The organism is Acinetobacter haemolyticus CIP 64.3 = MTCC 9819, assembly GCF_000369065.1.
Taxonomy (GTDB): Bacteria; Pseudomonadota; Gammaproteobacteria; order Pseudomonadales; family Moraxellaceae; genus Acinetobacter; species Acinetobacter haemolyticus.
Window position 1 is genome coordinate 488,352 of the sequence record NZ_KB849800.1, and the last position, 26,796, is coordinate 515,147.

Genomic DNA, 26,796 nt, shown 5'->3' on the forward strand with positions numbered 1-26,796 from the left:
AATCGATGTCGATTGGCATTTTTACTAGAATTAGAGTTCATGACGTTATTGCTGATCGTCTACTGGTTCTCTCACGCCAAGCAGTTGACTGGTAGCGGTACCAGCAGTCATTGAACCGTTTACATTTAATGCAGTACGCCCCATATCAATCAGTGGTTCAATCGAAATGAGCAGGGCAACCAGTGTAACTGGAAGTCCCATAATCGGTAGAACAATCAGTGCTGCAAATGTTGCACCGCCACCCACACCAGCTACGCCAATAGAACTGAGTGTCACAATAATCACCAATTGTGCAATCCATAAGGGGTCGAGTGGGTTAATACCGACAGTGGGAGCAACCATTACCGCCAACATCGCTGGATATAAGCCTGCACAACCATTTTGCCCAATGGTCGCACCAAACGAAGCTGAAAAACTGGCAATACCTTCAGGTACACCAAGTTGCTTTGTTTGTGTTTCTATATTTAAGGGAATACTCGCTGCACTAGAACGGCTGATAAATGCAAAGCTTAAAACAGGGAATGCTTTTTTGAAAAAGTCGATTGGGTTAACGCGTACAAACAATAGAATCAGTGCATGTACCAGAAGCATGATGATCAGCCCCAAATAAGAGGCGATTACAAATTCACCGAGTTTGATGATGTCGGCGAGGTTTGCCGTTACCACCATTTTGGTCATCAATGCAAGTACACCATAAGGCGTGAATTGCATAACTAAGCGAACTAGACTGATAATTAATGCTTGTAATGCCTCGATCCCGTGTCGAATTCGCTCCCCATTAATTTTGTCTTTCTCCATGAGCTTTAAGGCTGCAACACCTAAGAACGCAGAAAAAATAACCACACTAATGATTGCGGTAGGGCGAACACCTGTTAAATCCGCAAATGGATTCTGCGGAAATAATGAAAGCAGCAGCTTCGGAATATCGAGATTGGCAACTTGTCCAATATACTGGCTTTCAATCGCCGCTAAACGTTCTGTTTCACGAACGCCTTGGACCAAACCTTCTGCTGTTAAACCAAAGAGATTGGTAACGCTGATTCCTACAAAGGCAGCGATCGCTGTGGTGAAGAGTAAAATACCAATCACTAAAATGCTGATTTTTCCCAATGAGGTGGTCTGATGTAGTTTAACAACAGCACTTAAAATCGAGATGAAAATAAGTGGCATAACCACCATTTGTAACAGTTGTACATAACCATTACCAACGATGTTGAACCATGCCACCGATTGATCGAGTACAGTGCCTTCACCGTAAATGGTTTTGAGACCTAAACCGAAAATGATACCAATCAGCATTCCGATCAATACTTTTTTGGCTAGACTCCAGTCATGGCGATTGGTAAAAAATAATCCAGCCAAAAGCAAGATAAAAACAAGAATATTCAATAAAATGAGTGTGTTCACAAGAGGTGTCCTGATAGATGATTCAGGGAGCCAGAAGCTATAAATAATGATTTTAATTTTAGCATCGTGTTACCCTGAAAGCTTAATCATTCCTATGACTATAGTTAATCGAAAAAATTAAAAAGCACTTTTTAGACGCTTGGTGATGGCTTTAATTAATTTTCTTTTTTAATGTGAAAAATACATTAATTATTGAAATAGAATGATTTGTTCTAAGTTAATATAGGCAGTATGTTAATTTTAAAATATAAAAAATTCTTGATAGAGAGTAGTTATTTATTGTTTTTAGATGTTTAAAATTAAAACAGCCTATTCAAGATGAATAGGCTGTCAGACTTATGCACGAAATTCTTTTACAGTTTTAAGCATAGATATCTAAGAAATTTTTGAAAATTTGATGCCCGTGTTGGCTCAAGATAGATTCAGGATGGAACTGAACACCTTCAACAGGGAGGGTTTTGTGCTTAACACCCATAATCTCTTCAATCGTGCCATCGGCTTGGTTGGTCCAACACGTCACTTCTAGGCATTCTGGTAAGCTTTCTTGTTCGATCACAAGAGAGTGATAACGCGTTGCTGCAAATGGAGAAGGAAGGTGGCTAAAAATTCCTTTATCACTATGGTGCATATCAGACAAACGACCATGCATCACTGTTTTGGCTCGTATGATGTTGCCGCCAAATGCTTGACCAATCGCTTGATGACCTAAACATACACCGAGTAAAGGTATTTTTCCTGCAAAGTGGTTGATTGCAGGAATTGAAATTCCTGCTTCACTTGGTGAGCATGGACCAGGACCAATAACGAGGTATTTCGGCTGCCATCGCTCAATATCCTCTAATGTGACTTGATCATTACGAACAACTTTTACTTCTTGATTCAATTCACCAAAGTATTGAACGATGTTGTAAGTAAAGCTGTCATAGTTGTCAATCATTAGAAGCATGATTATAACCTTTTTGAAAATAAGCACTTTTGTGCGATTGAATTCTAAAAAATAATCTCGGTATCAATGTTCAGCCACCAACAATGTCTAAATATGGAGGGTGATCAAGATAGTGGGAAATCATCATACCAAAAACCGATGGTCAATGCTGAATATTTCAGGCAGATAGGAAAATCAAAAAATTAATTAATTAAAAAAAACTCTTAAAAAAAACACAAGAATTATTTCAAATTGAATACTTTGTCAAAATAAGCAACAAGTGAATCAAAAGTCTAAATGAATTGATTGGATTGATGTTGAAAAGAATGATATAAAAAGTCAATTTTATGCAAACGATACGTGGCATAAATAGCACTACAATAGTTCTTTGTTACATGTATTGCACTATTTTGGCTCAATAAGCCTTTTTTAGGGACGGCTTAAAATATAAATGTGTGAATATGGTGCATTTGCGATTGCAGACATGCGAATAGACATAGGATATGGAGCTTAAAATATTTTTTCTACAAAGAATTTCAATGTTTTAAGTATGCTTTAAAATTGTTGGTATGGTAATTGCTTATTATAAACCAACAGCTAACACGCACTTAACAAGTGCATATAAATTTCATTGGAGCAAATGAGCATGGCGAACAAGGTCCTTCAACTCATCAAAGAAAGTGGCGCAAAATGGGTCGATTTTCGCTTTACTGATACTAAGGGTAAAGAGCAACATGTAACTTACCCAGCAGATACAATTGATGAAGATACATTTGAAGACGGTAAAATGTTTGATGGTTCTTCAATCTCTGGTTGGAAAGGCATTGAAGCTTCGGACATGATCTTACGTCCAGATGCTGAAACAGGTTTCCTTGACCCGTTCTTTGCTGAGCCTACAGTTGTTGTGACTTGTGACGTAATTGAGCCATCTACTGGCCAAGGTTACGAGCGTGACCCACGTTCGATTGCTCGTCGTGCAGAAGAATACTTAAAATCTACTGGTATCGGTGATACTGCATTCTTTGGTCCAGAACCAGAATTCTTTGTTTTTGACGAAGTGAAGTGGGACATCGACATGTCTGGCGCTCGTCATACGCTGATCGCTGAAGAAGCAGCTTGGTCTACTGGCAAAGATTTCGAAGCTGGTAACTCAGGTCACCGTCCTCGTGTTAAGGGTGGTTACTTCCCAGTTCCTCCAGTTGATTCTCATCAAGACATGCGTGCTGAAATGTGTGCACGTATCGAAGACATCATGGGACCTGGTCGTGTAGAAGTACATCACCACGAAGTTGCATCTTGCCAATTAGAAATTGGTGTGAGCTTCAATACAATGGTTCGTAAAGCAGACGAAGTTCAACAGTTCAAATATGCTGTTTGGAACGTTGCTCACCAATATGGCAAAACAGCAACTTTCATGCCTAAGCCAATGGTAGGTGATAACGGTTCTGGTATGCACGTTCACATGTCTATCTCTAAAGATGGCAAGAACTTGTTTGCTGGTGATGAATATGCTGGTTTATCTGAAATGGCATTGTTCTTCATTGGTGGTGTAATCAAGCACGCGCGTGCATTGAATGCGATTACTAACCCATCTACAAACTCTTATAAGCGTTTGGTTCCTCACTACGAAGCACCAATCATGCTTGCTTACTCAGCACGTAACCGTTCTGCATCTATCCGTATTCCATACGTTTCAAGCCCTAAAGGTAAGCGTATCGAAGCTCGTTTCCCAGATCCAATGATGAACCCATACTTAGGTTTTGCGGCATTGTTGATGGCTGGTCTTGATGGTATCCAAAACAAGATCCACCCAGGTGAAGCTGCTGATAAGAATTTATATGATCTTCCTCCTGAAGAAGAAGCAAAAATCCCAACAGTTGCTCATAGCTTAGATATGGCTCTTGAAGCGCTTAAAGCTGATCACGAGTTCTTGTTGAAAGGCGGTGTGTTCACTAAAGAAATGCTTGATGCATATATCGAACTTAAAACTGAAGATGTACGTCGTCTTAACACGACTACTCACCCAGTTGAATTTGATATGTACTACAGCTTGTAATACATCCCAAATAAAAAAACTCGCTTCGGCGAGTTTTTTTATGCTGTTGATAGAAGTTGAATTTCATACATTATTACGAAAAAATTCATGTAAACTAGTCGCGATGTTTTTAGTGAGTTAAGCATGCGAAATTTACAACCTAGTAGAATAAAAGGAAAAGATATTCCTACTGCATTAAAAAAATGGTTGTACGCATCAGGCTCCCTTACTCAGCAACTTACAGATCTCGGTGGTGGTGAGTTTCATGTTGAGCGTATTAGAGAGCATTATCAGCGTTTAGCATTTGCTGATAGTAAATGGATGAATATGCCTGCACATCATATTGCATGGGTGAGAGAAACATATCTTTATGGCTCTGAGTCACAAGCTTGGGTGAAAGCAAAGAGTATTTTTCCGATTCTCAGCCTACAAAAAAAAGCCAGAATATTTAAATACATCCGAAATAAGCCAATTGGTTGGTTTCTATTTCAACGTACGAATCCTGCCTGTGAAAGACGAATTATTTATACTGAAGAGGGTTGGGCGCGGCAAAGTTGTTATACTTGGCATGGATGTAAATTTATTGTACAGGAAACTTTCCTGCCTAGATTTGAACAGTTTATTGAACAGCATTGACTCTAAGGATTCGCATGGATACGGTGCAACAAACTACATGGCGACAGCGTTTAGAAGCCTATTATTATTTATGTCGTTTTGATAAACCCATTGGTACAGAATTAGTGTTTTGGCCAACGATGTGGGCCTTGTGGGTTGCATCCAAAGGAATTCCTGATTTAAAAATACTGCTCGTGATGTCGCTAGGGGTTTTGTTTATGCGGGCTGCAGGTTGTGCGATTAATGACTTTGCAGACCGTAAAGTGGATGCTCATGTTGAGCGTACAAAAACTCGACCGCTAGCGACAGGTGTGATTCGAGCGAGAGAGGCTGTATTTGTTTTTTTAGCTTTAGTTGCCGCTAGCGCCTGTTTGTTATTTTTCTTACCAATTGAAACGTTTTATTGGTCATTTGGAGCGTTATTTCTCGCTTTCATCTATCCTTTTATGAAACGCTATACTCACTTGCCTCAAGTGTTTTTAGGTGCTGCTTTCTCGTGGTCTATTCCCATGGCTTATACGGCTGTCGGACAAACACCGGATTTAATATGTTGGTTATTATATTTTGGTAATTTGGCATGGACGGTTGCATATGACACGCAATATGCCATAACTGATCGTGAATATGATTTGAAAATTGGTGTGAAATCTACCGCAATTTTATTCGGTCGTTATGATATCCAAATCATTGGTTTACTTCAGGCCCTAAGCTTGGTTTTGATAGGCGCAGCGCTATATTTAGAAAACCTACTTATACCTTTTGGTCTGCTTGCATTGTTTGTTGTCGCAATAGATTTTGTGTATCAAGCATTAAAAACTAAAGATCGTGACCCTCAGATTTGTTTTTGGGCATTCCGTCACAATCGTTGGGTTGGAATGATAATTTTTATTGGAATTTTTTTAAGCTTCATATTTTAAAATGACTTATTAGTTGAAAAGTGTCCTATGCAGGGCACTTTTTTTATGCCTTAATAGAACCGCATGTAGTTTCATGCACAAAAAAATGACAAAGACTAAAAGGATATTTTATGAAACGGTCTAATATTGCTTTGGCGGTAACATTCTCTATTTCAGCATTATTTTTATCAGCATGTAATGATGATAAAGATTCAAACTCAAAAGTTGATCAGAATAGTAAATCATTTGTTTCTGAAGCATCTTACACCTATGAGTCGGAAGGCTTGGTTGATTTAAGTGCGGCTAGTTCAATCAAAGTAATGAACTATAAGATGCCAAATGTATTGGGGAAGACGGTTGAAACTTCTGCTTTGGTATTGTTTCCAAAAATCGCAAAACCTAAAGATGGTTATCGAGTTGTAGTGTGGGCTCATGGAACTTTGGGGGTTGCAGATAAATGTGCACCAACCAATACACCATTAAATGCTAATTTTAAAAACTATACAGCAAAGAATTTGTTAGAGCAGGGATATGTAATTGTTGCGCCAGATTATGAAGGTTTAGGCGGAGAGGGTGAGCATCCTTATCTGAACATTCCAAGCCAAGCACGTTCAGCATTATATGCGGTTAAAGCAGCTAAAGAGCACTATGGTAATCAATTACAAGGCTCATGGATGTCTGTAGGGCAATCACAAGGCGGGCAAGCATCCTTGGGAATAGCTGAATATGCAAATAATGATGTGACTTATAAAGGGGCAATTGCAGGAGCACCAGCATCAAGTTTGGGTAAAATAATTTTGGAAGTGGCTCCAACAGCAATTAACTTATTGCCGCAGTCTGCTGCGATTGAGACGTATGCAACTTTGTTGTCTTATGCTGCTTTGGCTGGCGTGGGGATTACGGCTTACGAGCCTTCATTCAATTATCAAACAATGTTTGGTAGTGATAAGGCTAAAGAAATCGCTGGTTTAGCAAAGCAAGAATGTTTATCTGAACTGGTGGGGGTTTATAAAGAAGATATTCAAGCTTATATTGAAGAAAATCCAACAGCTAAGGTAACGGAGTATCCGGGTATAAATGCTGAAGCATTTCAGAAAGATGCTACGATTCAAAAATTTTTAACTGACTATAGTCAGCCAACAACCAAGAAATTGGATAAGCCTATTTATATTATCCAAGGTGTATACGATACCAACGTTCCATATGTAATTACAGAAGCACTATACAAAGCAATGTATAATTCTGGAACAGATGTGGCTTTAAAGGCTGTTGATATTGTACCAAGTCCTGCTAATCCTGTTGTGAATGGATCACATACTGGAGCAATTCTTGCAGCAAACGAGAGTGGGGAGCTAGTACAGTTTATTAAGCAAAATATGCCAGCCCAATAGCTCATTGATTAGTAAAAGGGCCTCTTTATTGAGGCTCTTTTTTGTTATAGTGTCGCCTCGTTTGAAATATTACTTTTTGGAATCGGCTATGAGTCAAAATGCTGTTGAAAAAAGATCTGTACCATGGGTTTTGATGGGGTTGGGGTTGTTGATTCCAATTTTTATCGTTGGCATGGCTTTTCTAGCGGCGAAAAGTGATGCTAAAACTAAAAGAGAATATGAGCAGCAACGTGCTGAAATAGCAAAAAGATTTGAGCAACAAAAAAATGCAGAGCAAGAAGCTGCGATTTTGGAAAAATAATTCTCAATCAGTTTAGTTTAGCGAATATCCATCTGTAACTGCTTTATAGATGGAATTTGCGTATAACGTTGTACTAAATAACCTGCTTGTTGCAACATGTGATCACGCTTTTTGTCTTCTAATTCTTTACCTATATGGCTAGGATCATCTAACTCTATAATTGCAATCACTTGCATATCTTTGTCTAAAATTACAAAGTCTGTGACTTTACGATTAAAGCGGCTTCGAATCTTGTAATGATCACTAGTAATTAATGCACTAAATGCAACCTGCGCCAAAATATGATGTTGTGGAAAAGCCTGCTGCAACCTTAAAAACATTTGTGATTCAAAGTTGGTGATGACAGGGCGAGCAAAAAACTGTTGTTTAAAAAAGTATGGGCGTAAGCAACTGACCAATAATAGTAGGGCACTAATACTTCCAATAATTAAAAATATGAGCTGACTGGATTCAAACATTTTAGATTAGGTGTCAATAAAAAACCCACTCGAAAGGAGTGGGTTTTTAGAATCTTGGCTCTCCCACCTGGGCTCGAACCAGGGACCTGCGGATTAACAGTCCGTCGCTCTACCGACTGAGCTATGGGAGAATCTGGATATGCATTTTATGCATGTCACTTTTAACGGTCAAGCTATTCATTTAAGAATTTGGCTCTCCCACCTGGGCTCGAACCAGGGACCTGCGGATTAACAGTCCGTCGCTCTACCGACTGAGCTATGGGAGATTAGCTTGGCTCTCCAACCTGGGCTCGAACCAGGGACCTGCGGATTAACAGTCCGTCGCTCTACCGACTGAGCTATTGGAGAATCTGATGCGCATTTTAGGCATGAAATATTCATGCGTCAACAAGAATAGTAAATAAAATGAATCGTTTGCTTGATAAATATTCTTTTAGGATTTTATTTATAAAAAAACTGCCCGAGGTGGGCAGTTTTTATGCAAGAAATAAAAGATTATTTCTCAACGCCTGCTGGTTGACCTGCAAGTTTTGCATTTGCATAGTCCCAGTTCACTAAGCTTTCTAAGAAAGTTGCGATGTATTTAGGACGTAAGTTACGGAAATCGATGTAGTAAGCATGTTCCCAAACATCAATCGTCAATACTGCAATTTGACCATGAGCAAGTGGTGTGTCTGCATTGGCAGTTTTAGTAATTGATAATTTACCATTTACTTCATCAGCTACTAACCAAGCCCAACCTGAACCAAATTGAGTTGTTGCAGCAGCAGTAAATTCTTCTGCAAATTTTTCGTAGCTACCAAAAGCTTCATCGATTTTAGCTGCAATCGCGCCAGTTGGTTTACCACCACCATTTGGCTTCATGCTGTTCCAGTAGAACGTGTGGTTCCATACTTGAGCCGCGTTATTGAAGATACCAGCTTTAGAAGCATCACCAGCAGACGCTTTGATGATTTCCTCTAAAGTTTTACCTTCAAGGTCAGTACCTTTGATTAAGTTGTTCAAGTTAACAACATATGTATTATGATGCTTATCGTGATGATATTCTAAAGTTTCGCGAGTGATGTGTGGCGCTAAATCATCATAGCCATATGGAAGTGCAGGTAAAGTAATGGTTGTCATGTTTCATTCCTTGCAAATTTGCTGGGTTTTACATCAAGTGCCTTTATTGTAAATGATTCTATGGACAATAGGGCAGTCTTTTAATACACAAAATATGCAAAAAATTTCTTTATGAGACATATACGATACAACAATGATTAGAGTCTTTAGTTCGTTTAGTGAACGTTCTAAAAGGCTCTAACCCGTTTTTTAGAGGTGTAGATTTCAGTTAATTGACCAAGAAAATTACTGAGCTTTAGTTTGTAATGCATCATGATAACGACGATTCACTTCATCCCAATCTACAACATTGTAAAACGCAGCAATATATTCAGGACGGCGGTTTTGGTATTTTAAATAATATGCATGTTCCCATACATCTAAGCCCAGAATAGGCGTATTGCCATACATCAATGGTGAGTCTTGATTCGCGCTACTTTCTACAATCAGTTTATGCTCAGGGGTAACGCTGAGCCATGCCCAACCACTACCAAAACGACTAATTGCAGCCTTGGTAAAAGCATCTTTAAAAGCATCAAAACCTCTAAGTTGTTGATCAATTGCGTCTGCAACAGGCCCAGTGGGTTTGCCGCCACCTTCTGGACTCATGACAGTCCAAAATAGTGAGTGATTGGCATGGCCTCCTGCATTGTTGATTACCATGTTTTTAAGATTGGCAGGGACATCATTCACTTTTGCAACCAATTCTTCTACTGGGAGTTGTTCCCATTCTGTACCTTCAATTGCACCATTAATATTATTGATGTAGGTCTGATGATGTTTACTGTGGTGAATTTCCATTGTTTTGGTATCAATATTGGGTTCAAGTGCATCGTAAGCATAAGGTAGTGCTGGTAGAGAATAAGCCATATGTTTGATTCCTTTTAATCAAAATGATTTTATTGGTATAAAGTGAAGCGCTTTCATTATTCATTTAAAAGCAAATGAGAATCAATATCTTTTAATTTGCTTTTATCTATAGATGAAGAGATAAAAAATAAATTTTATTTATGATTGGTTATATTGAGGATTAAGTTGGTGTAGCAAAGTGAAGACGTATTCGATTCTTAGCGTATATGAAAGAGCTAGAAGGGTTGCCAATAGAAGTCCTTATGACTTCAATAACTCAACATGAATAGATACGGTTATAAGAAGACGAGGGAAAGGAGTGAAACGCGTTTCACTCCACTCAGAAGATGGATTGGGTTAAATCGGGTTGTTGAGTTCAAAATACTCAGTTTTAATCGAAAATTGATTTGCAATCGCTTCAGCTAAACGCTGCACACCATAACGCTCGGTTGCATGGTGTCCGCATGCAAAATAATGCACACCTAACTCTTTAGCTTGATAAAAAGTACGCTCACTTACTTCGCCTGAGATATAAGCATCACAATTTTCCAAAGCAGCTTTTTCGATAAAGTCTTGAGCCCCGCCTGTACAGAAACCTACTTTTTGGATAGCAGATTTACTACAAGGCAGATGAAGAATAGAAAAGTCAAAAATTGTTTGTAGCTTTTCTTTGAACTGTTCAGGACTTATCGCATGTTCTAAATAACCAATATTTCCGATTGGATGTCTTTCTGTTGGATCTAAAGCTTCTATGTTTTGTAAACCAATTAAATCGGCAATTGCTGCATTATTCCCTAAGGTCGGGTGAGCGTCTAAAGGTAGATGATAGGCAATCAGTGAAATATTGTTTTGAATGAGTTTTTTGATACGATTACCACGCATTCCTGTGATTGGATAGGGCTCACCTTTCCAAAAATAGCCATGATGAACCAATAAAGCATCGGCTTGTAGTGCAATTGCAGCATCAATAGCATCTTCGGATGCAGTCACAGCACATACAATTTTATTGACTTCGGGCTTGCCTTCGATTTGTAAGCCATTTGGTGCGTAGTCTTTAAATTCATTCGACTTTAAAGTTTGATTACACCATTGCACTATGTCATGCAAATTTGCCATAGAATTCCTCAAATGATTTACATTTTATAGCTGTCAATAAAAACATACTTTTTAATGTAACTAAAGCTAGACAAAACTTTTTTAACTTTTGCATTGTTTTTAAGTAATTTACATTACAATGATGGAAATTTCCTGTTCTTAAAACAGATTTAATAATTTGTTCATAACATAATTTCGCCTAGAGGATAATAAACGTGCGCCGTGCATTTACATGGTTACCTTGGGTATTACTCATTGTCGTTATATTCAGCTTTCTCGCTTGGCAAAAATCACATCAGCCGAAACCAACAATAGCGTCTGATGGTGTGAAAATGCCAGCAGAAAAGGTCGAGCCCTTAGTCGATACAAATCGCATGGGTGGGGTAGTTTCTTACAATGCCGCGGTTAAAGTGGCAGCACCTGCCGTGGTCAATATTTTTACCACTCAAAAAATCAAACAACCAAATCATCCGCTTTTAAATGATCCCGTATTCCGTGAATTTTTTGGTAATCAGATTCCGCAGCAACCCAAAAATGAAAACAGTTTAGGTTCAGGTGTAATCGTGCGTGCAGATGGTTATATTTTGACAAATAACCATGTGATTGCACAAGCAGAGCAAATTGTTGTCGCGTTATATGATGGCCGTCGCGCAGAAGCGAAAGTCATTGGTACAGATCCAGATACAGATTTAGCTGTGATCAAAATTGAGTTGGATAAACTTCCTGTATTACCGTTTAAACTTAGTGGTAATGAGGTTGGTGATGTTGTATTAGCGATTGGTAATCCATTTGGTGTAGGGCAAACTGTTACGCAAGGGATTATTTCTGCAACAGGACGATCAGATTTAGGTATTAACACCTATGAAGATTTTATTCAAACGGATGCTGCCATAAATCCAGGTAATTCGGGTGGGGCGTTGATTGATGTTGCAGGTAATTTAATTGGCGTAAATACTGCGATTTTCTCACAGTCTGGCGGTTCACTTGGAATTGGTTTTGCTATCCCTGCGAAGGTTTGTCAGCAAGTTTTAAACTCTATCCTAAAAGATGGGCGTGTTGTCCGTGGTTGGTTGGGAATTAGTCTAATTCCAAACAATTTAGATGAAAATGTACTCACTGCAAAACCGATTGGTGTTTTGGTTGCAGATGTCTTACGTGGTGGTCCAGCTGATCAAGCCGGTGTCAAACGTGGTGATACCATTGTTCAAGTCAATGATGAGCAGATTTCGTCAGCTTCTCATTTAATTAATTATGTTGCATTGCAAGCACCTGAGAGCATGATTGATGTTGTTGTTGAGCGCGACGGCAAGCAACAGAAGTTAGAAGTGAAGGTTGGGGAACGAAAAGTTCAACAAAATACTCAATCTCAATATATTCCGCTACCGAAAGGGCAGTAGCGCTTTAAATTAGGACTGGTTGATTAATTCATCCTTAAGAAAAAAGCCTGTTGATCTTATCGATCAACAGGCTTTTTGCGCTTTTATAGGCTTTTTATTTTTTATTAAATCATCCAAATTTGATAATTTGATGACAACTGTCAAAGTTTTGATGTAATCCAATTCAATCCATTGAATCAGGAATAAAAATTTTTTTAAAATTTATAATCCAACTGTAACCAAAGCTTTTCGGTATCGACACCAAAATCTTCAGCCTGATAACTTGAAAATTTTGCTAATCCAGACAAGCCCTTGATTGGTAATGCTTGACCATAGGAAAGAGAAAATTCTTGGCCATAGTTTAATCCTTTTATATCACTTTGGTAATGATGTAGCTCTGTTGTTAATTTACCTTTACTGAATATATTAAAACTTGAGCTTATATAAAGATCACGTAGACCATTGGCTGGTGTATTTAAAAACAGATCACTCCAACCATTGAAGCGATGTTTAGTTGCAAGTGGAGTTTGAAAAGCAATTTTACCGTTATCACTACCTAGAACTTCGTAACCAATTGCAACTTCACCAAGAGGTGCTTGTCCAGAAACTTGGTAGCCAAGTTCTAATGCATAATAATCCGTATCGTAAGTTAATGGTTGATCTGCATAGTCCTGTTGTTTTGCATATTCAGCACTATAACGAAAGTTTTTGTGCTTCCCTGTTAAACGAAGACCATAGCTTTGATTTGACCAAGCATTGAGGTCTTCAAAGTCAAGAAAATAGCCATAAACTACAGCATTAAGCTGAGGGCTATAACTGTATTTAATTTGTGCTAAATGGATTTGACTATCCTGTTTGCCGTCTTGGGCTTTTAATGCAATGGGTTTAGCTGTTTCACTACCAAAAATTGTGTTTACCTGTTCAATATAAGCATAGTAGAGCTGGAGTTTTGGATCAGCTTTAAAATTGAAGCTAATTGCATCGTAACTTTGTTCATTTTGACGCCAACCAACGGAGCCAATAAAACGTTGATTATCTAGATTGATAACTTGCCGACCTAATCGAGCATCAAACTTGGAACTGTTATAATTTAAATATAACTGATTAAGATCTAAGTTTTTGGGATCAGGAACGGTGCTATAGGTGGTTTCATTGTTTCGAGTGCTATTAAAGCGATCATTGAGTTCGATGTTTGCCTCGCCCTGTGCATATATACTCAAGCCTTGCCATGTACCCGTTTGCAGTGCAGGGCGTATCCGCAAAGTAGCAGCTTCAGCTTTCTTTAATGGGTTGTCTTGATCAACCATTTCGAAACGTAAGCGGCTATCGAGTGAAAGCTTGGTGTTTGTCAAAAAATCGCTATTAGCAAGTAGATGTGTTGTAGAAATACAGCCGAGTGCGATCAAAGAAATTGAAATGATTTTCATCATATTTCCCCTAGAGTTAAAATTAGATATAAGTGGCTAGGAGGGATGTGTGAATAAGCACATCCCTTAGAGCAGCGTTAAATTAAGCAGTTGAGTTACGTTCAAGCAAAGCTTGCTCAAACAGTTGTTGTTCTTTTTCTTTATGTTCGACTGAGAAGCGAATCAGAATGACACTGAATGCGGCAACAGTGACGAGACAGCCTAAGATCATGAGACAAGTTTGGATGTCAAGTAAACCTTTGAGAAGGAATCCTGCGGCGACAGCACCAACATTACCGCCTGCACCAATAATGCCAGCCACACCTCCAAGCGCGTCACGATCAATAAATGGTACGAGTGCATAAGTCGCACCACATGCCATATGAGTAAATAGTGCAAAAACGGTCATGGCAAGTACAGCAAGTATGACAGTATTCATTTGGGAGAAAATGATGAGGAATAACCCTTCACCCAAGATCAGTAAGAATAATATCCGCGTACGTCCATCCAACCCTTTATTGGCAGCTACTTTATCAGAAACGATACCACCCAATGCGCGAGCAAATAGTGCGAGTAGGCCGAAAATTCCAGCAGTAAGTCCAGCTTCTTTCAAGCCCATATTAAAATGGTCAACATAGTACATTGCGGCAATATTATGAATGAAGATCTCGATGCCAAAACATGCTGCATAAGCGGTAAATAAAACCCAAACACGGTAATTACGAGCGGCCTGCATTAAAATAGCTGTACCACCTTTTTTAATATTGCCAGCTTCTATACCTTGTTCTCTTAATTCTTTGAAGTTGCCTTGAGGACTATCTTGTGTCAGTTTCCAGTAAAGTATACCCACGACTACCATCATGATTCCTGGAACAAGTAGTGCGATACGCCAGCCCATTGCTTGCTCAACACCAAACATGATGATGGCACCTAGAATGAGTGGCATGATCGCTTGCGTTGCACCGCCACCAGCATTTCCCCAACCTGCCGCAGCGGCATTGGCAGTACCAACAACATTTGGTGCGAACATGACGCTGGTATGGTATTGGGTAATTACGAAACTTGCCCCAATCGCCCCAATTAAAAGACGGAAAAATAAAAAGGATTCATAGGTATTGGCAGCAGCAACACCAAACACAGGAATACTGCCGAGAATCAATAGGGCGGTATAGGTCTTGCGTGGTCCATATTTGTCACAGAGCGGACCGACAATGAGGCGGATAACGATGGTGATTGCAACAGCTGCAATATTGATGTTTGCAATTTGGGCTTTGGTTAAATTAAATTCACCCGCAATTACAGGCATTAGCGGAGCGCAGGCAAACCATGCGAAAAAACAAACAAAGAATGCCAACCATGTCATATGGAATGCACGCATTGCAGGTGTTGCGAAGCTAAATAATTTTATTTCAGTTGCTTTCTTTGCATCTAGACTCGTTTTTGAAGACATAGCCTTCCCCTGAACTGAACGAAATATTACTCTGTAAGCCAAACGTTTATGCTTACAAACCGAACAGAACGGACATCATTGGCCGCCAACAAATTTTTTTGAATCGACATTGATTCTGTATGTTATGAAGTATGCAAGGGTTGTGCCAATAAAAATATTTAACCAAAAGAACAATTTAAAATTCTAATTTAAATCGCGAAAATTAATTATTCTATTGTTATAGATTCCGAGTGGGTAGTTTCTTAAATTTAAAAACAGGAAATGTGATAGCAACTGTAAGGCAATATTGAATGAGTTGTTTTTAAATGGTGCATCATTTTTATACGGTTTAATTAAAAACATAGCGATCACAAAAAAAGCAGCCGAAGCTGCTTTGATAAAAAGCAAAGACTAGAAGCGGTAGCCGATACCAACATAAGTGATGAGTGGATCAATGTCGATTTTAGTATTTGCACGAATCAACTCTTTACCTGTATTTCGGTCAGTAACATAAATTTTTGCCTCATTATTCATTTTTGAATAAGAAACGGAGCCAACAGCAAACCAATTCGGTTTGAAATCATAAGTTGCACCTACAGTTACAATCGGGGCAAAGGTATCCGTCGCTTTCAGTTTAACAACGGGATCTGCTGATGAAGTTTTACCATCTAAGGCAGCGCCAGCTTTATCATCATGGATATTCTGGATCATATGACCTGCTGCAATAAGATCTGATTCAATCGCAGGATTGATTTTTAATGAGTTAAAGTATGCATACATAACACCAGCCCCGACATAGGGGCGAAATTTATTGACACCTGACTTGCCAAATTGGTAATGAAGTTCTACAGCTGGTAGCCAGGCACGCGCAGATGCAGCTTTATCGCCTTGGGAGAGGTCGGTAATATGAATGTCTTGCTTTAGACCAATTGTTCCTAAAATTGTCTCAGCTTTACCTGTTAAAGGTGCATAAATATCACCCTTGCCTTTGATATCTACTTTGGGAGGAATACCTGCTTTCACTTCTAATGAAAAGTTATCGGTGAAATTATAATTTATCATCAAGCCAACAGTATCTACATTATCTGCTTCTAAACCTGTTCCTTGGCTTTGCCAATTAGATAAACCTTGTATGGTAGCAGTGCCAGTTAATGCACCTGGCACAGGATCAAGTGGTTGTATTTTGATTGTATCATACAGTGTTTTATTCGAATCACGATCTGCAGCAGCGAGTACAGCTTCTTTAGACACTGATCCAACTTTGGATTTAGTCCCTTCAGTAACACTGGTATTGATATTAATTGGATTTGCCGACCCTTGCGGCATAGCATGTAACCAACCTGCTGAAACAGAGAAGCGCTTAAATCCATCTCCATCTTTGAGGCTAAAATATGGTGAATCTGCAAAAGAAAGTGTAGGAAGGGCACATAAACCTGTCGCAATCATGCATGCAAATGATTTCTTCATCATCTTGGGACTCCATGTCCTAAAGTTTGTAAGGATTTTTCTAGCGCTCACCATAACGCTTTTTTATGCAGACTTTGTTTAGATAGAATTTATAATTGTTATAACTATGAAAAAAAATGTAGTAATTGAATTAAAATTGGGTGATTTTCAATCTAAAAAAGGGCGAGTACATAAGTACTCACCCTCAAAAACGAATTATTGAAAACGTGAAAGATCTTCTTCTGGACGGGCGGTTAATACCTCAATTCCTGTTTTTGTCACTAAGATCGTGTGTTCATATTGAGCTGACAACTTATGGTCTTTGGTGACAACTGTCCATTTGTCACCCAAAAGTTTAGTTTGCCATACACCTGCATTGACCATTGGTTCAATAGTAAAGGTCATTCCTGCTTCAAGACGCATTCCTGTGCCTTTTTGCCCATAGTGTAAAACTTGAGGCTCATCATGGAAAACATTACCAATTCCATGACCGCAGTATTCACGTACTACACTGAAGCGTTCAGACTCAACATATTGTTGAATGGCGTGCCCAACATCACCAAGATATGAACCATCTTTCACGGTCGCCATTCCACGATACATTGCTTCTTGTGCGACTGAGCACAGGCGATTTGCTAAAATAGAAGTCTCGCCACCAACGATGTACATCATATTGGTATCGCCGTGATAACCATCTTTAATGACAGTGACATCAATATTTAGAATGTCGCCGGGTTTTAAAATTTTATTCTCAGATGGAATACCATGACAAACAACATGGTTAACAGAAGTACAAATCGAGTGTTGGAAAGCAGGTCGACCTGGTGCTGCACCGTACCCAACACAAGCGGGAATAGCATCTTGTACATTTTCAATATGATTGCGACAGATTGTATCGAGTTCTAGTGTACTCACACCCGCTTTAATATGCGGTTTAATCATGTCTAAAACTTCAGCAGCCAATTTCCCTGCAACACGCATCTTTTCAATTTCTTCAGGTGTTTTAATTAATCGACGAGGAGCTGTATAAGTTGTATTCATGATCTCTAAAAACTTTTGGTAATTTGCAAGTGTCTATGGTATAAATAGCCGCCTATTTTATCAAATGCTTTTCGTGACAAATCTTCTTTATTTTTATTGGAGGCTTTTGCGGAATTGTTTGATAATAAATAGTCGTAAAAAATCCGCACATATATCGTCACATTACTCTGGGTGCTTCTAGGGATTGTTGTCACTTTATATGTGAGTTGCGTTGTAGGCTAAAATTTCTGCATGCGAGGCATGAAACGCTGGTAATGGTATTCCCTTATCAAGTTTCATAACGAAGTATGAGGGGATTTTAGCCACAACCCTATGGGACAGGGTCGTTTTTTGACACTACGGCGTTATGAATAGTTCATTTAGAGTGCTAAATTTCACTATTCATGCCTTGTATTGTCTAAAAAGCGTCCTCTGTCGCAACCACTGATAAAGTAACAGCAATCCCTTGGGTGGAGAATGCGGATATATGGAGGCCTAACCCAAACTTTAAGGTAAAGAAAATGGCAGATTACAACGTAAGCATGCGCGACCTTCTTCAAGCAGGCGCACACTTTGGTCACCAAACTCGTTTCTGGAACCCAAAAATGCGTCAATACATTTTTGGCGCGCGTAACAAAATTCACATCATCAACCTTGAGCACACTGTTCCTGCGTTAAATGATGCTTTGAACTTTGTTAACAACTTGGCGAGCAAAAAGAACAAAGTATTATTCGTTGGTACAAAACGAGCTGCTTCTAACATCATCCGTGAACAAGCTCAACGTGCTGGTCAACCATATGTAGATCACCGTTGGTTAGGTGGTATGTTGACGAACTGGAAAACACTTCGCCAATCTATCAACCGTTTAAAAGATCTTCAAACTCAATCTCAAGACGGTACTTTTGCTAAGCTTACTAAACGTGAAGCTTTAGAGCGTACTCGTGAGATGGAAAAACTTGAACGTGCTTTAGGCGGCGTTAAAAACATGGGTGGTTTACCTGACGCATTATTTGTAATCGACGTTGATCACGAAGCGATTGCAATTAAAGAAGCTAAAAACTTAGGTATTCCTGTAATCGGTATCGTTGATACAAACTCTAACCCAGATAACGTAGATTACGTTATTCCTGGTAACGACGATGCGATCCGTGCAGTTACTTTGTATGCTTCAGCTATGGCTGATGCGATTCTTGCTGGTAAAGAATACGCTCAATCACAAGCGAATGCACAAGCGAAAGGCGAAGAAGCTGCTAAAGAAGCTCCTGAGGCTTAATGCGTTTTGACGCAAGCTTGTCATTTTTGTGATTTAAAATGATGACAAATTGAGCGTCGAGAAAGCAAAACGGCCCAGAGAAACCTTTGGGCCGTTTTTGTTGAACAGATTTATATTCTACCGATTTTAGGAGATCAACATGACTGCAATTACTGCAAGCATGGTAAAAGAATTACGTGACCGTACTGGTCTTGCAATGATGGAATGCAAAAAAGCATTAACAGAAGCAGGCGGTGACATCGAACTTGCGATTGATAACCTTCGTAAATCAGGTCAAGCAAAAGCTGCTAAAAAAGCAGGCAACATTGCTGCTGATGGTGCGATCACGATCGTTCAAAACGGTAATAAAGCGATTCTTGTTGAAGTTAACTGTCAAACTGACTTCGTTGCTAAAGACGAAAACTTCAAAAACTTCTCTGATAAAGTAGCGACAGCTGCACTTGCTGCAAATGAAACTGATGCTGCGAAAATTGCTGAACTTAAACTTGAAGATGGTTCTACTGTTGAAGAAGCGCGTGTTGCACTTGTTCAAAAAATCGGTGAAAACATCCAAGTACGTCGTGCTCAAATCGTTGAAGGCGAAAACTTGGCTATTTACAAGCACGGTTTAAAAATCGGTGTTGTTGTTTCTTACACTGGTGATGCTGATACTGGTAAAGGTATTGCAATGCACGTTGCTGCGTTCAACCCAGTTGCAGTAAATGCTGAAGCTGTTCCAGCTGACTTGATCGCTAAAGAGAAAGAAATTGCTGAAGCAAAAGCTTTAGAATCTGGTAAGCCTGCAAACATCGTTGAGAAAATGGTTACTGGTTCAGTTGAGAAATACTTGAACGAAGTTGCGCTTGATCGTCAAATGTATGTTATCGACAACGATAAGAAAGTTGCTGATGTATTAAAAGCGACTGGTACAGTTGTTGCTCAATTCACTCGCTTTGAAGTAGGTGAAGGTATTGAGAAGAAAGCTGAAATGAGCTTTGCTGAAGAAGTTGCTGCTGCACAAGCTGCTGCGAAGTAATTCGTATCTTCTAAAAAACCCAGTCATTATGACTGGGTTTTTTTATAGCTTAAGTTTATTGTTTCTCAAGTTGTGCTTTGAAATCTGCTAAAGCTTCAATTCTATATTGAATTAACATTTCACCGATTTCAGGACCTTTAACGTGTTCTGGTAGGTCTTGAGCACGGATATTTCTCACTATATCCATGGCATTGAGTATAAATTGTGCTTGAGGATATGGTCGGTCTTCCATACCTAAACGCCCTCGTGCATCACATTCACACGCTTGCACAAATGCTCTAACTTTTTCAGGGCGACGTAATACATCTAAACGTTGTAGAAAACGCCAAAGCGTGCCTGGCTTTAAGATTTGTACTTGATGGCACTTTAAATGTTCTTTACATACTGTCAAAGCTAGATTTTTGAGGTGTGTGGGAACTTTTAAGCGATCGCATAATACTGTGACAGGTTGTATACCGCGTTCTTCATGCATCACATGTCTTGGGAGTTCCTCGATAGGTGTGAGTGCTTTACCTAAGTCATGTACTAAGACCGCAAATCTTACATCTAAGGCATAGTCTGCTTTACAGGCTTGCTGAAGCGCCATTAATGTATGGATACCACAATCGATTTCTGGGTGGTATTCAGGTCGTTGCGGAACGCCAAAAAGTGCATCAACTTCTGGAAATAAAATTTTTAGAGCATGACATTCTCTAAGAATTTTGAAATATACATCAGCATGATCTTCCATCAATGCTCGTGCTGTTTCTTTCCACACACGCTCAGGTGTTAATTCATTTAACTCACCAGACTCAGCAATTTCCCGCATCAAGTGTAATGTTTCATCTGCAATTTTGAATCCGTAAGATTCATACCGTGCAGCAAATCGGGCAACACGTAGTACACGCAATGGATCTTCGGTAAATGCATGAGAGACATGGCGAAGGATTTTTTGCTCTAAGTCTTTTTGACCACCATATGGGTCATAGACTTGACCGTTGGCATCCATTGCCATGGCATTAATGGTTAGATCTCTTCGGATGAGATCCTCTTCTAAGCTCACATCTGCATCTGTGAAAAATTGAAAGCCATGATAACCAACGCCTGATTTTCTTTCTGTACGGGCAAGCGCATATTCTTCTTTTGTTTTAGGATGTAGAAATACAGGGAAGTCTTTGCCAACGGGCTGATAACCCTCAGCGAGCAATTGATCGGGTGTTGCACCGACCACAACATAATCTTTTTCGTGATAGGGATGCCCAAGTAACTGATCTCGAACAGCACCGCCTACTAAATAAACTTGCATGAAAAAACCTCTATTCTTCACACAATCATGCTACAGAACAGAGGTTTTCTCAAGTCTCATGAGGAGCTTTTCTAGGCAAGCTCGTTCTAAACTTTAGTTTTGACTTTGTTGGATCTCTGCAACAGTTAACGCTGTCATATTGATCAAACGACGTGTTGTTGCCGTTGGTGTCAAAATATGAACTGGTTTAGCAGCACCTAACAAAATTGGCCCAATAGTTACATTATTGCCAGAAGTTGCTTTTAACAAATTAAATGAAATGTTTGCTGCATCTAGATTCGGCATAATTAACAAGTTTGCTGAGCCTTTGTAGCGCGAATTTGGAAATGCAAAATGACGGATATTTTCGTCAAGTGCTGCATCACCGTGCATCTCACCTTCAACCTCTAAATCAGGCGCTTGTTCTGTAAGTAAACGATAGACTTCACGCATTTTCTGGGCGCTTGCGTCTTGTTGATCACTACCAAAACTTGAGTGAGAGAGTAGAGCTACACGTGGTGTAATACCAAAGCGGCGCACTTCTTCTGCAGCCAAAATGGTCATCTCTGCCAATTGAGCGGCTGTTGGATTGGTATTGACGTAAGTATCTGCGATGAAAAGATTGCGATCTTCAAGCATCAATGCATTCAGGGTAAAGAATGTACTGCGACCTTCTTTTAGACCAATCACATTACGGACAAAATCTAAATGGATATCATAGCTACTATAAGTACCACAAAGCATACCGTCTGCTTTACCAAATTTCACAAGTAACGCTGCAATCAATGTTGAGCGACGACGAGTTTCACGTTGCGCATATTCAACCGTTACACCTTTACGTTGCATCGTTTGGTAGTAATCTTTCCAAAACTCTTCGTACAACGGATTTTGTTCTTGATCAACGATTTCAATATTTAAGCCATGCTGTAAGCGTAAGCCTAATTTTTTGATATTTGCCTCGATTACAGTTGTACGACCAACTAAAATTGGTTTTGCCAAGCCTTCATCTACTGCGATTTGAACTGCACGTAATACACGTTCATCTTCGCCTTCAGCATATGCAATACGTTTAGGATCAGTTTTTGCTTGAGCAAAAATTGGTTTCATCAAGAATGCTGAGTTATAAACAAACTCAGAAAGTCGTTGACGGTATGCGGAGAAATCTTCGATCGGGCGAGTAGCAACACCAGAATCCATTGCCGCTTTTGCAACTGCTGGTGCAATTTCTAAAATTAAACGTTGATCAAGCGGGCGTGGGATTAAGTAATCACGACCAAATGAGGCTGACTTTTCACCATAGGTAGCCGCATCTGCTTCTACATGTGCCATACGCGCGATAGCATGTACACAGGCAATTTTCATTTCTTCGTTAATGGTGGTTGCACCCACATCTAACGCGCCACGGAAAATATATGGGAAGCAAAGTGCATTATTTACTTGGTTTGGATAATCTGAACGACCTGTTGCCATAATGACATCTGGACGTACTTCATGTGCATGTTCAGGTAGAATCTCAGGATCAGGGTTCGCAAGCGCAAAAATGATCGGATTCTCAGCCATTTCTTTAACCATTTCTTTGGTTAAAATGCCTGCCGCAGAAAGACCTAAGAACATGTCTGCGCCAGCAATTACTTCATTTAATTGCGTTGCTTTAATGTCTTGAACATAGCGCTTTTTCGAATCATCCAATCCATCACGTGAAGTGGTAAGGAGGCCGCGAGAGTCAGCAACAATGATATTTTCTTTGTTTACACCTAGAGCACACAACAAATCTAGGCATGACAGTGCAGCAGCACCTGCACCTGAAGCGACGATTTTGATTTCATCGATTTTCTTATTTACGATTTGGAGCGCGTTGAGTAATGCTGAACCTACGATAATACTTGTGCCATGTTGATCATCATGGAACACAGGAATTTTCATGCGTTCGCGTAGTTTTTTCTCGATATAGAAACATTCTGGTGCCTTAATATCTTCAAGGTTAATACCACCAAAAGTTGGTTCTAATGCAGCAACGATATCAACGATTTTATCTGGATCATTTTCCGCGATTTCAATATCAAAGACATCAACGCCTGCAAATTTTTTGAAAAGTACGCCTTTACCTTCCATAACAGGCTTGGATGCTAAAGGACCAATGTTCCCTAAACCAAGAACTGCTGTACCATTACTCACGACGGCAACCAAGTTACCACGCGCTGTATATTTCGCAGCGGCAGAAGGGTCACGTTCGATTTCTAAACATGGAGCTGCAACACCAGGGGAATATGCAAGCGCTAAATCTCGTTGGTTAACGAGCTGCTTGCTAGGTGTCACACTGATTTTTCCAGGAGTAGGAAATTCATGGTAATACAAAGCGGCTTGTTTTAAAGATTGATCGTCCATCTGAGTCTCGATTGTTCCGATAATAATCATGCATATATATGACTGATTATTATATTAAGATAAGTGCACAAGAATATAGCACTAGTTCATGCTTTCGCCCAGTCAAAATAGCTTATTTTCACTGAATGATACGACTTATTGACAAATTATTTTCAACTAAAAATGAAGGGTTAAAGTCGTAAATTATCGCTGTAAATGTAAGATCTTGCGGTTGACAGTTAGCTATGCTGCTGTAGAAATTTGGTTGCGTCTAAAGCGGTCAATGGCTTGGCAAATAGATAACCCTGCAAGATGTCACAATTTTGTTTTTGCAAGTAGTCTCTTTGCGCTTCAGTTTCCACACCTTCCGCTACAACTTTTAAGCCAATGGTTTTGCCCATGGCGATCATGGCATTTACGATCGCATCTTGTTTAGAGTTACCAATCTTAGAAATAAAAGCTCGGTCAATTTTTAATGTATCAATAGGATATTCAGTTAAATAGGCGAGGGATGAATATCCAGTTCCAAAATCATCTAATGCGATTGAGATATGGCGATCTTTTAATGCTTCTAATACCGTTTTCACCGTTTCAGTATTCTCTAAGAATGCAGACTCTGTGATTTCTAATTCTAGATTATGACCAGAGATTTTATATTGCGATAAAATCGTATCCACATCATGTAATAATTGCCCACGGAGAACTTGTTGTACAACGATGTTGACTGCAATATGGACTTGGGGATAACCCAGCTCAATCCATCTCTGTAATTGTTTTGCTGCCTGATGTAATACAAATTGTCCGATATCAGAAATTAAGCTGGTGCTTTCTGCCAATGGAATAAAGATATCAGGCATGATCAGCCCTTTACTTGGGTGCTCCCAGCGTATAAGTGCTTCGAAACCATTCACCAGATTATCGTGTGTAGTCATTTTGGGTTGATAGTAAACGACAAGCTCATTGTTTTGGATTGCTTTTCTTAGATCAAGTTCTAAATCAGAATACTGTGCCGCTAAGTTAGCTCTTTCATTTGAATAGTAACGAATAGTGTTGCCGCCTAAACGCTTAGCCTCATTCAATGCCTGTTCTGCATGAGTATTTAAATTATCGACTTGACGACCATGCTCAGGAAACATCGCTACACCGATGGAAACACTCACAAAGTACTCTTGGTCAGCAATATAAAATGGTTGGCTGAAGTTCTCGACAATATTGTTACACAATTGATGAATAGGTGGGTGTAAAGGGGACATTTCATAAATAATCGCAAAATCATCAGCACTTAAATGCGCAACCAATAATGCATCGATATTGCTAATACGTAATCGCTGCGCGACTTGTTTAAGCAATTCATTGCCAGCTTGATTACTGACCAGTTCATTGAGTGTCCGAAAGCGATCTATGTTCAAACGAATGACAGCGAGATGTTGTATGGCTGCTTCATTCACTAGATATTGATGCAGTTGCTGCTGATAATAGAACCGATTTGGCAAGTCCGTTAGTGTGTCGTAGTTGGTAAGATAAGATAATCTTTGTTCCTGATGCTTTCGTTCAGTTTGATCAGAAACGATACCGATATAATTGATTACTCGATCTTGTTCATCTTTAACTGCATTAATATGCATCCACAAGAAACATGATTTTTCTGAATGATAGGTTTCTTGGAACTCTCCCTCATATTCGTGTTCATGAGCTAAAGTGTCTAAAATCGAAAGTTGGAAGTTTTGGTGGTGCAGCTTATTTTGCTTTGTAATTTCAAAAAGTTGCTTGCCTAAAATGACTTGTTTATCAAGTTCGGTAATTTGTTCATATTTAGGGTTCACCTCAATGTAATTAAAATTTTCATCGAGTATGAAAATTCCTTCAGAAGCTTGTTCAAATACGCTTGCAGAAAGTTTAAGTCGTTCTTGGTCTTTACGCTCTTGGTTAATATCTCGATGAATGCCAACCATTCGTAAAGGTGTTTGATCTTCAGGATGACGTTGGATCACTTGTCCTACATCGTGAATCCAAGACCATTCACCATTTGGACGTTTAATACGGTAAGTTTCTTCATAGCGTAAGGTTTCACCACATATATGATGGTATAAGGCATTTTTTACGCGTTCGATATCATCAGGATGAACAATCTTATGCAGTAGCGTGTAGTGATTTTCAGAATCTCTTTTGACTGCTTGGCTATGGGTATTGGTGACACCAACAGTTTGGTTTTCTAAGTTCCATTCCCAAGGGCGGATACCGGCTGTCTCATGTGCAAAAGCTAAGTTTTGACGATGTTCTTCTAAACTTTCATTCATTTGAGTGAGATCATAAGTACGATCACGTACTTTTTGTTCTAACAAATGGTTATTGAATTGTAGTTGAGCTTCGATGTCCTTGGATTTATTTACTTCATGTTGTAACTGTTGACACAGCTCCTCAGTCCATTGATTGTGCTGCTCTGCAACATCGACTAATTGCTTATTTTTCTCAAGCACTTGAGATAGATGCTTATGAATCTTGAAAGTGGCATGTGCGCATAATAAAGTTGCAAAAAAGGTGAAGTAATATGCGAGGTAAAACAAGGTGTGTTGATGATCCCGAGATAACAAATGTGAAATAATCAAGGGCAGAACGCTTGGAAGAAAAAACAGAAAGAAATAACGAATATGCTGAGTAAGAAATGTTAGCGCGATGATATGTGAGGTTGTTAATAATAGCGCAGTTAATGTCAGAATATGTGATCCAGTTAGTTGTGGAACCTCATGTATCAGGTAATACGTAATAATGATGGAGTTGATACCGAGCAACAAACCAGTGCTAAAACAAACAATTTGGAATAAAACATGACTTCTTTTAATAAAGGCTGGAGATGAATAACACTTCAAGGAAAAACGGCACAAAAAAAAGAAAATTAGAAGAAAAACGGCAGTGATGCTAATCCAAGCGGTAAAGATATTTGGAGTAAAAGAATAGAAAAGACCAAATAATGCATAGTCTAAAACACATATACCCAATACGCTAAGAACAAAGGATCTGATATGGCTAGAGTAATTAATTTGATCCGTATAGATAAATGGCGCTAAACCTTGTTTCTGAACCCCAGACATACAAGAATAATCCTTTTCTTTTATCAGTACCTACAGTCTT

21 protein-coding genes and 3 tRNA genes are annotated in these 26,796 nt (G+C 39.2%); 8 read left to right on the plus strand and 16 right to left on the minus strand.

Going from position 1 to position 26,796, the window contains the following annotated elements; all coding sequences use genetic code 11:
• Positions 1–45: 45 nt before the first annotated feature.
• Positions 46–1,407 carry an L-cystine transporter gene (locus F927_RS04985; protein WP_005082007.1) on the minus strand — a complete coding sequence of 454 codons (1,362 nt, stop codon included), beginning with the start codon at positions 1,405–1,407 and terminating at the stop codon, positions 46–48.
• A gap of 361 nt (positions 1,408–1,768) precedes the next feature.
• Positions 1,769–2,353 carry an anthranilate synthase component II gene (locus F927_RS04990; protein ID WP_005082008.1) on the minus strand — a complete coding sequence of 195 codons (585 nt, stop codon included), beginning with the start codon at positions 2,351–2,353 and terminating at the stop codon, positions 1,769–1,771.
• 619 nt (positions 2,354–2,972) lie between these two features.
• Between F927_RS04990 and glnA the strand changes: the two genes are divergently transcribed.
• The 5 genes from glnA (at position 2,973) to F927_RS05015 (ending at position 7,570) form a co-directional block, all read left to right on the plus strand.
• Positions 2,973–4,388 (plus strand): type I glutamate--ammonia ligase, encoded by a 1,416-nt coding sequence (gene glnA / locus F927_RS04995; protein WP_171055742.1) that lies wholly within the window; start codon positions 2,973–2,975, stop codon positions 4,386–4,388.
• Positions 4,389–4,511: 123 nt separating this feature from the next.
• The gene (locus tag F927_RS05000; RefSeq protein ID WP_005082009.1) at positions 4,512–5,003 is read left to right on the plus strand and encodes a chorismate--pyruvate lyase family protein; all 492 of its coding nucleotides are present in this window, start codon (positions 4,512–4,514) and stop codon (positions 5,001–5,003) included.
• A gap of 14 nt (positions 5,004–5,017) precedes the next feature.
• Positions 5,018–5,899, plus strand: a complete 882-nt coding sequence (gene ubiA, locus F927_RS05005) for a 4-hydroxybenzoate octaprenyltransferase (RefSeq protein WP_004638462.1) — start codon at positions 5,018–5,020, stop codon at positions 5,897–5,899.
• 110 nt (positions 5,900–6,009) lie between these two features.
• On the plus strand, positions 6,010–7,269 hold the full coding sequence (locus F927_RS05010) for an alpha/beta hydrolase family protein (protein WP_005082010.1): 1,260 nt from the start codon (positions 6,010–6,012) through the stop codon (positions 7,267–7,269).
• A gap of 88 nt (positions 7,270–7,357) precedes the next feature.
• Entirely contained in the window at positions 7,358–7,570 is a 213-nt protein-coding gene (locus tag F927_RS05015) for a hypothetical protein (RefSeq protein ID WP_005082011.1), read from the plus strand.
• 17 nt (positions 7,571–7,587) lie between these two features.
• Here F927_RS05015 and F927_RS05020 read toward each other — a convergent pair whose 3' ends face one another.
• The 7 genes from F927_RS05020 to F927_RS05050 form a co-directional block, all read right to left on the minus strand.
• Entirely contained in the window at positions 7,588–8,028 is a 441-nt protein-coding gene (locus tag F927_RS05020) for a DUF2726 domain-containing protein (RefSeq protein ID WP_005082012.1), read from the minus strand.
• 55 nt (positions 8,029–8,083) lie between these two features.
• A tRNA-Asn gene (locus F927_RS05025) sits at positions 8,084–8,159 on the minus strand.
• Positions 8,160–8,218: 59 nt separating this feature from the next.
• Positions 8,219–8,294, minus strand: a tRNA-Asn gene (locus tag F927_RS05030).
• Positions 8,295–8,300: 6 nt separating this feature from the next.
• A tRNA-Asn gene (locus F927_RS05035) sits at positions 8,301–8,376 on the minus strand.
• Between the two features lie 147 nt (positions 8,377–8,523).
• Positions 8,524–9,150, minus strand: coding sequence for a superoxide dismutase (locus tag F927_RS05040; protein ID WP_004638474.1), 627 nt, complete (start codon positions 9,148–9,150; stop codon positions 8,524–8,526).
• Positions 9,151–9,375: 225 nt separating this feature from the next.
• The gene (locus F927_RS05045) at positions 9,376–9,999 is read right to left on the minus strand and encodes a superoxide dismutase (protein WP_005082013.1); all 624 of its coding nucleotides are present in this window, start codon (positions 9,997–9,999) and stop codon (positions 9,376–9,378) included.
• Positions 10,000–10,335: 336 nt separating this feature from the next.
• A complete protein-coding gene (locus tag F927_RS05050) occupies positions 10,336–11,094 on the minus strand; it encodes a Nif3-like dinuclear metal center hexameric protein (RefSeq protein WP_005082014.1) in 759 nt (252 codons plus the stop codon).
• 194 nt (positions 11,095–11,288) lie between these two features.
• Between F927_RS05050 and F927_RS05055 the strand changes: the two genes are divergently transcribed.
• Positions 11,289–12,470: a trypsin-like peptidase domain-containing protein gene (locus tag F927_RS05055; protein WP_005082015.1), complete on the plus strand. Its 1,182-nt coding sequence runs from the start codon at positions 11,289–11,291 to the stop codon at positions 12,468–12,470.
• A 194-nt stretch (positions 12,471–12,664) separates the two neighbouring features.
• Here the strand turns inward: F927_RS05055 and F927_RS05060 are convergent, their stop codons facing one another.
• The 4 genes from F927_RS05060 to map form a co-directional block, all read right to left on the minus strand.
• Positions 12,665–13,876, minus strand: coding sequence for an alginate export family protein (locus tag F927_RS05060; protein WP_017394374.1), 1,212 nt, complete (start codon positions 13,874–13,876; stop codon positions 12,665–12,667).
• Between the two features lie 82 nt (positions 13,877–13,958).
• Positions 13,959–15,305 (minus strand): MFS transporter, encoded by a 1,347-nt coding sequence (locus tag F927_RS05065; RefSeq protein ID WP_005082017.1) that lies wholly within the window; start codon positions 15,303–15,305, stop codon positions 13,959–13,961.
• A gap of 390 nt (positions 15,306–15,695) precedes the next feature.
• Complete coding sequence (locus F927_RS05070; RefSeq protein ID WP_004638481.1) at positions 15,696–16,754, minus strand: OmpW/AlkL family protein; 1,059 nt, start codon at positions 16,752–16,754, stop codon at positions 15,696–15,698.
• Positions 16,755–16,946: 192 nt separating this feature from the next.
• Complete coding sequence (gene map / locus F927_RS05075; protein ID WP_005082019.1) at positions 16,947–17,771, minus strand: type I methionyl aminopeptidase; 825 nt, start codon at positions 17,769–17,771, stop codon at positions 16,947–16,949.
• A 500-nt stretch (positions 17,772–18,271) separates the two neighbouring features.
• Here map and rpsB point away from each other — a divergent pair, with 500 nt between their 5' ends.
• Both rpsB and tsf read left to right on the plus strand, forming a co-directional pair.
• Entirely contained in the window at positions 18,272–19,024 is a 753-nt protein-coding gene (gene rpsB, locus F927_RS05080) for a 30S ribosomal protein S2 (protein ID WP_005082020.1), read from the plus strand.
• Positions 19,025–19,163: 139 nt separating this feature from the next.
• Positions 19,164–20,039, plus strand: coding sequence for a translation elongation factor Ts (tsf, locus tag F927_RS05085; protein ID WP_005082022.1), 876 nt, complete (start codon positions 19,164–19,166; stop codon positions 20,037–20,039).
• Between the two features lie 55 nt (positions 20,040–20,094).
• Here tsf and F927_RS05090 read toward each other — a convergent pair whose 3' ends face one another.
• From F927_RS05090 to F927_RS05100, 3 genes are all read right to left on the minus strand, one after another.
• Positions 20,095–21,324 (minus strand): multifunctional CCA addition/repair protein, encoded by a 1,230-nt coding sequence (locus F927_RS05090; RefSeq protein ID WP_005082023.1) that lies wholly within the window; start codon positions 21,322–21,324, stop codon positions 20,095–20,097.
• 93 nt (positions 21,325–21,417) lie between these two features.
• Complete coding sequence (locus tag F927_RS05095; protein ID WP_005082025.1) at positions 21,418–23,688, minus strand: NADP-dependent malic enzyme; 2,271 nt, start codon at positions 23,686–23,688, stop codon at positions 21,418–21,420.
• 218 nt (positions 23,689–23,906) lie between these two features.
• Positions 23,907–26,756, minus strand: a complete 2,850-nt coding sequence (locus tag F927_RS05100) for a bifunctional diguanylate cyclase/phosphodiesterase (RefSeq protein ID WP_005082026.1) — start codon at positions 26,754–26,756, stop codon at positions 23,907–23,909.
• Positions 26,757–26,796: the final 40 nt, after the last annotated feature.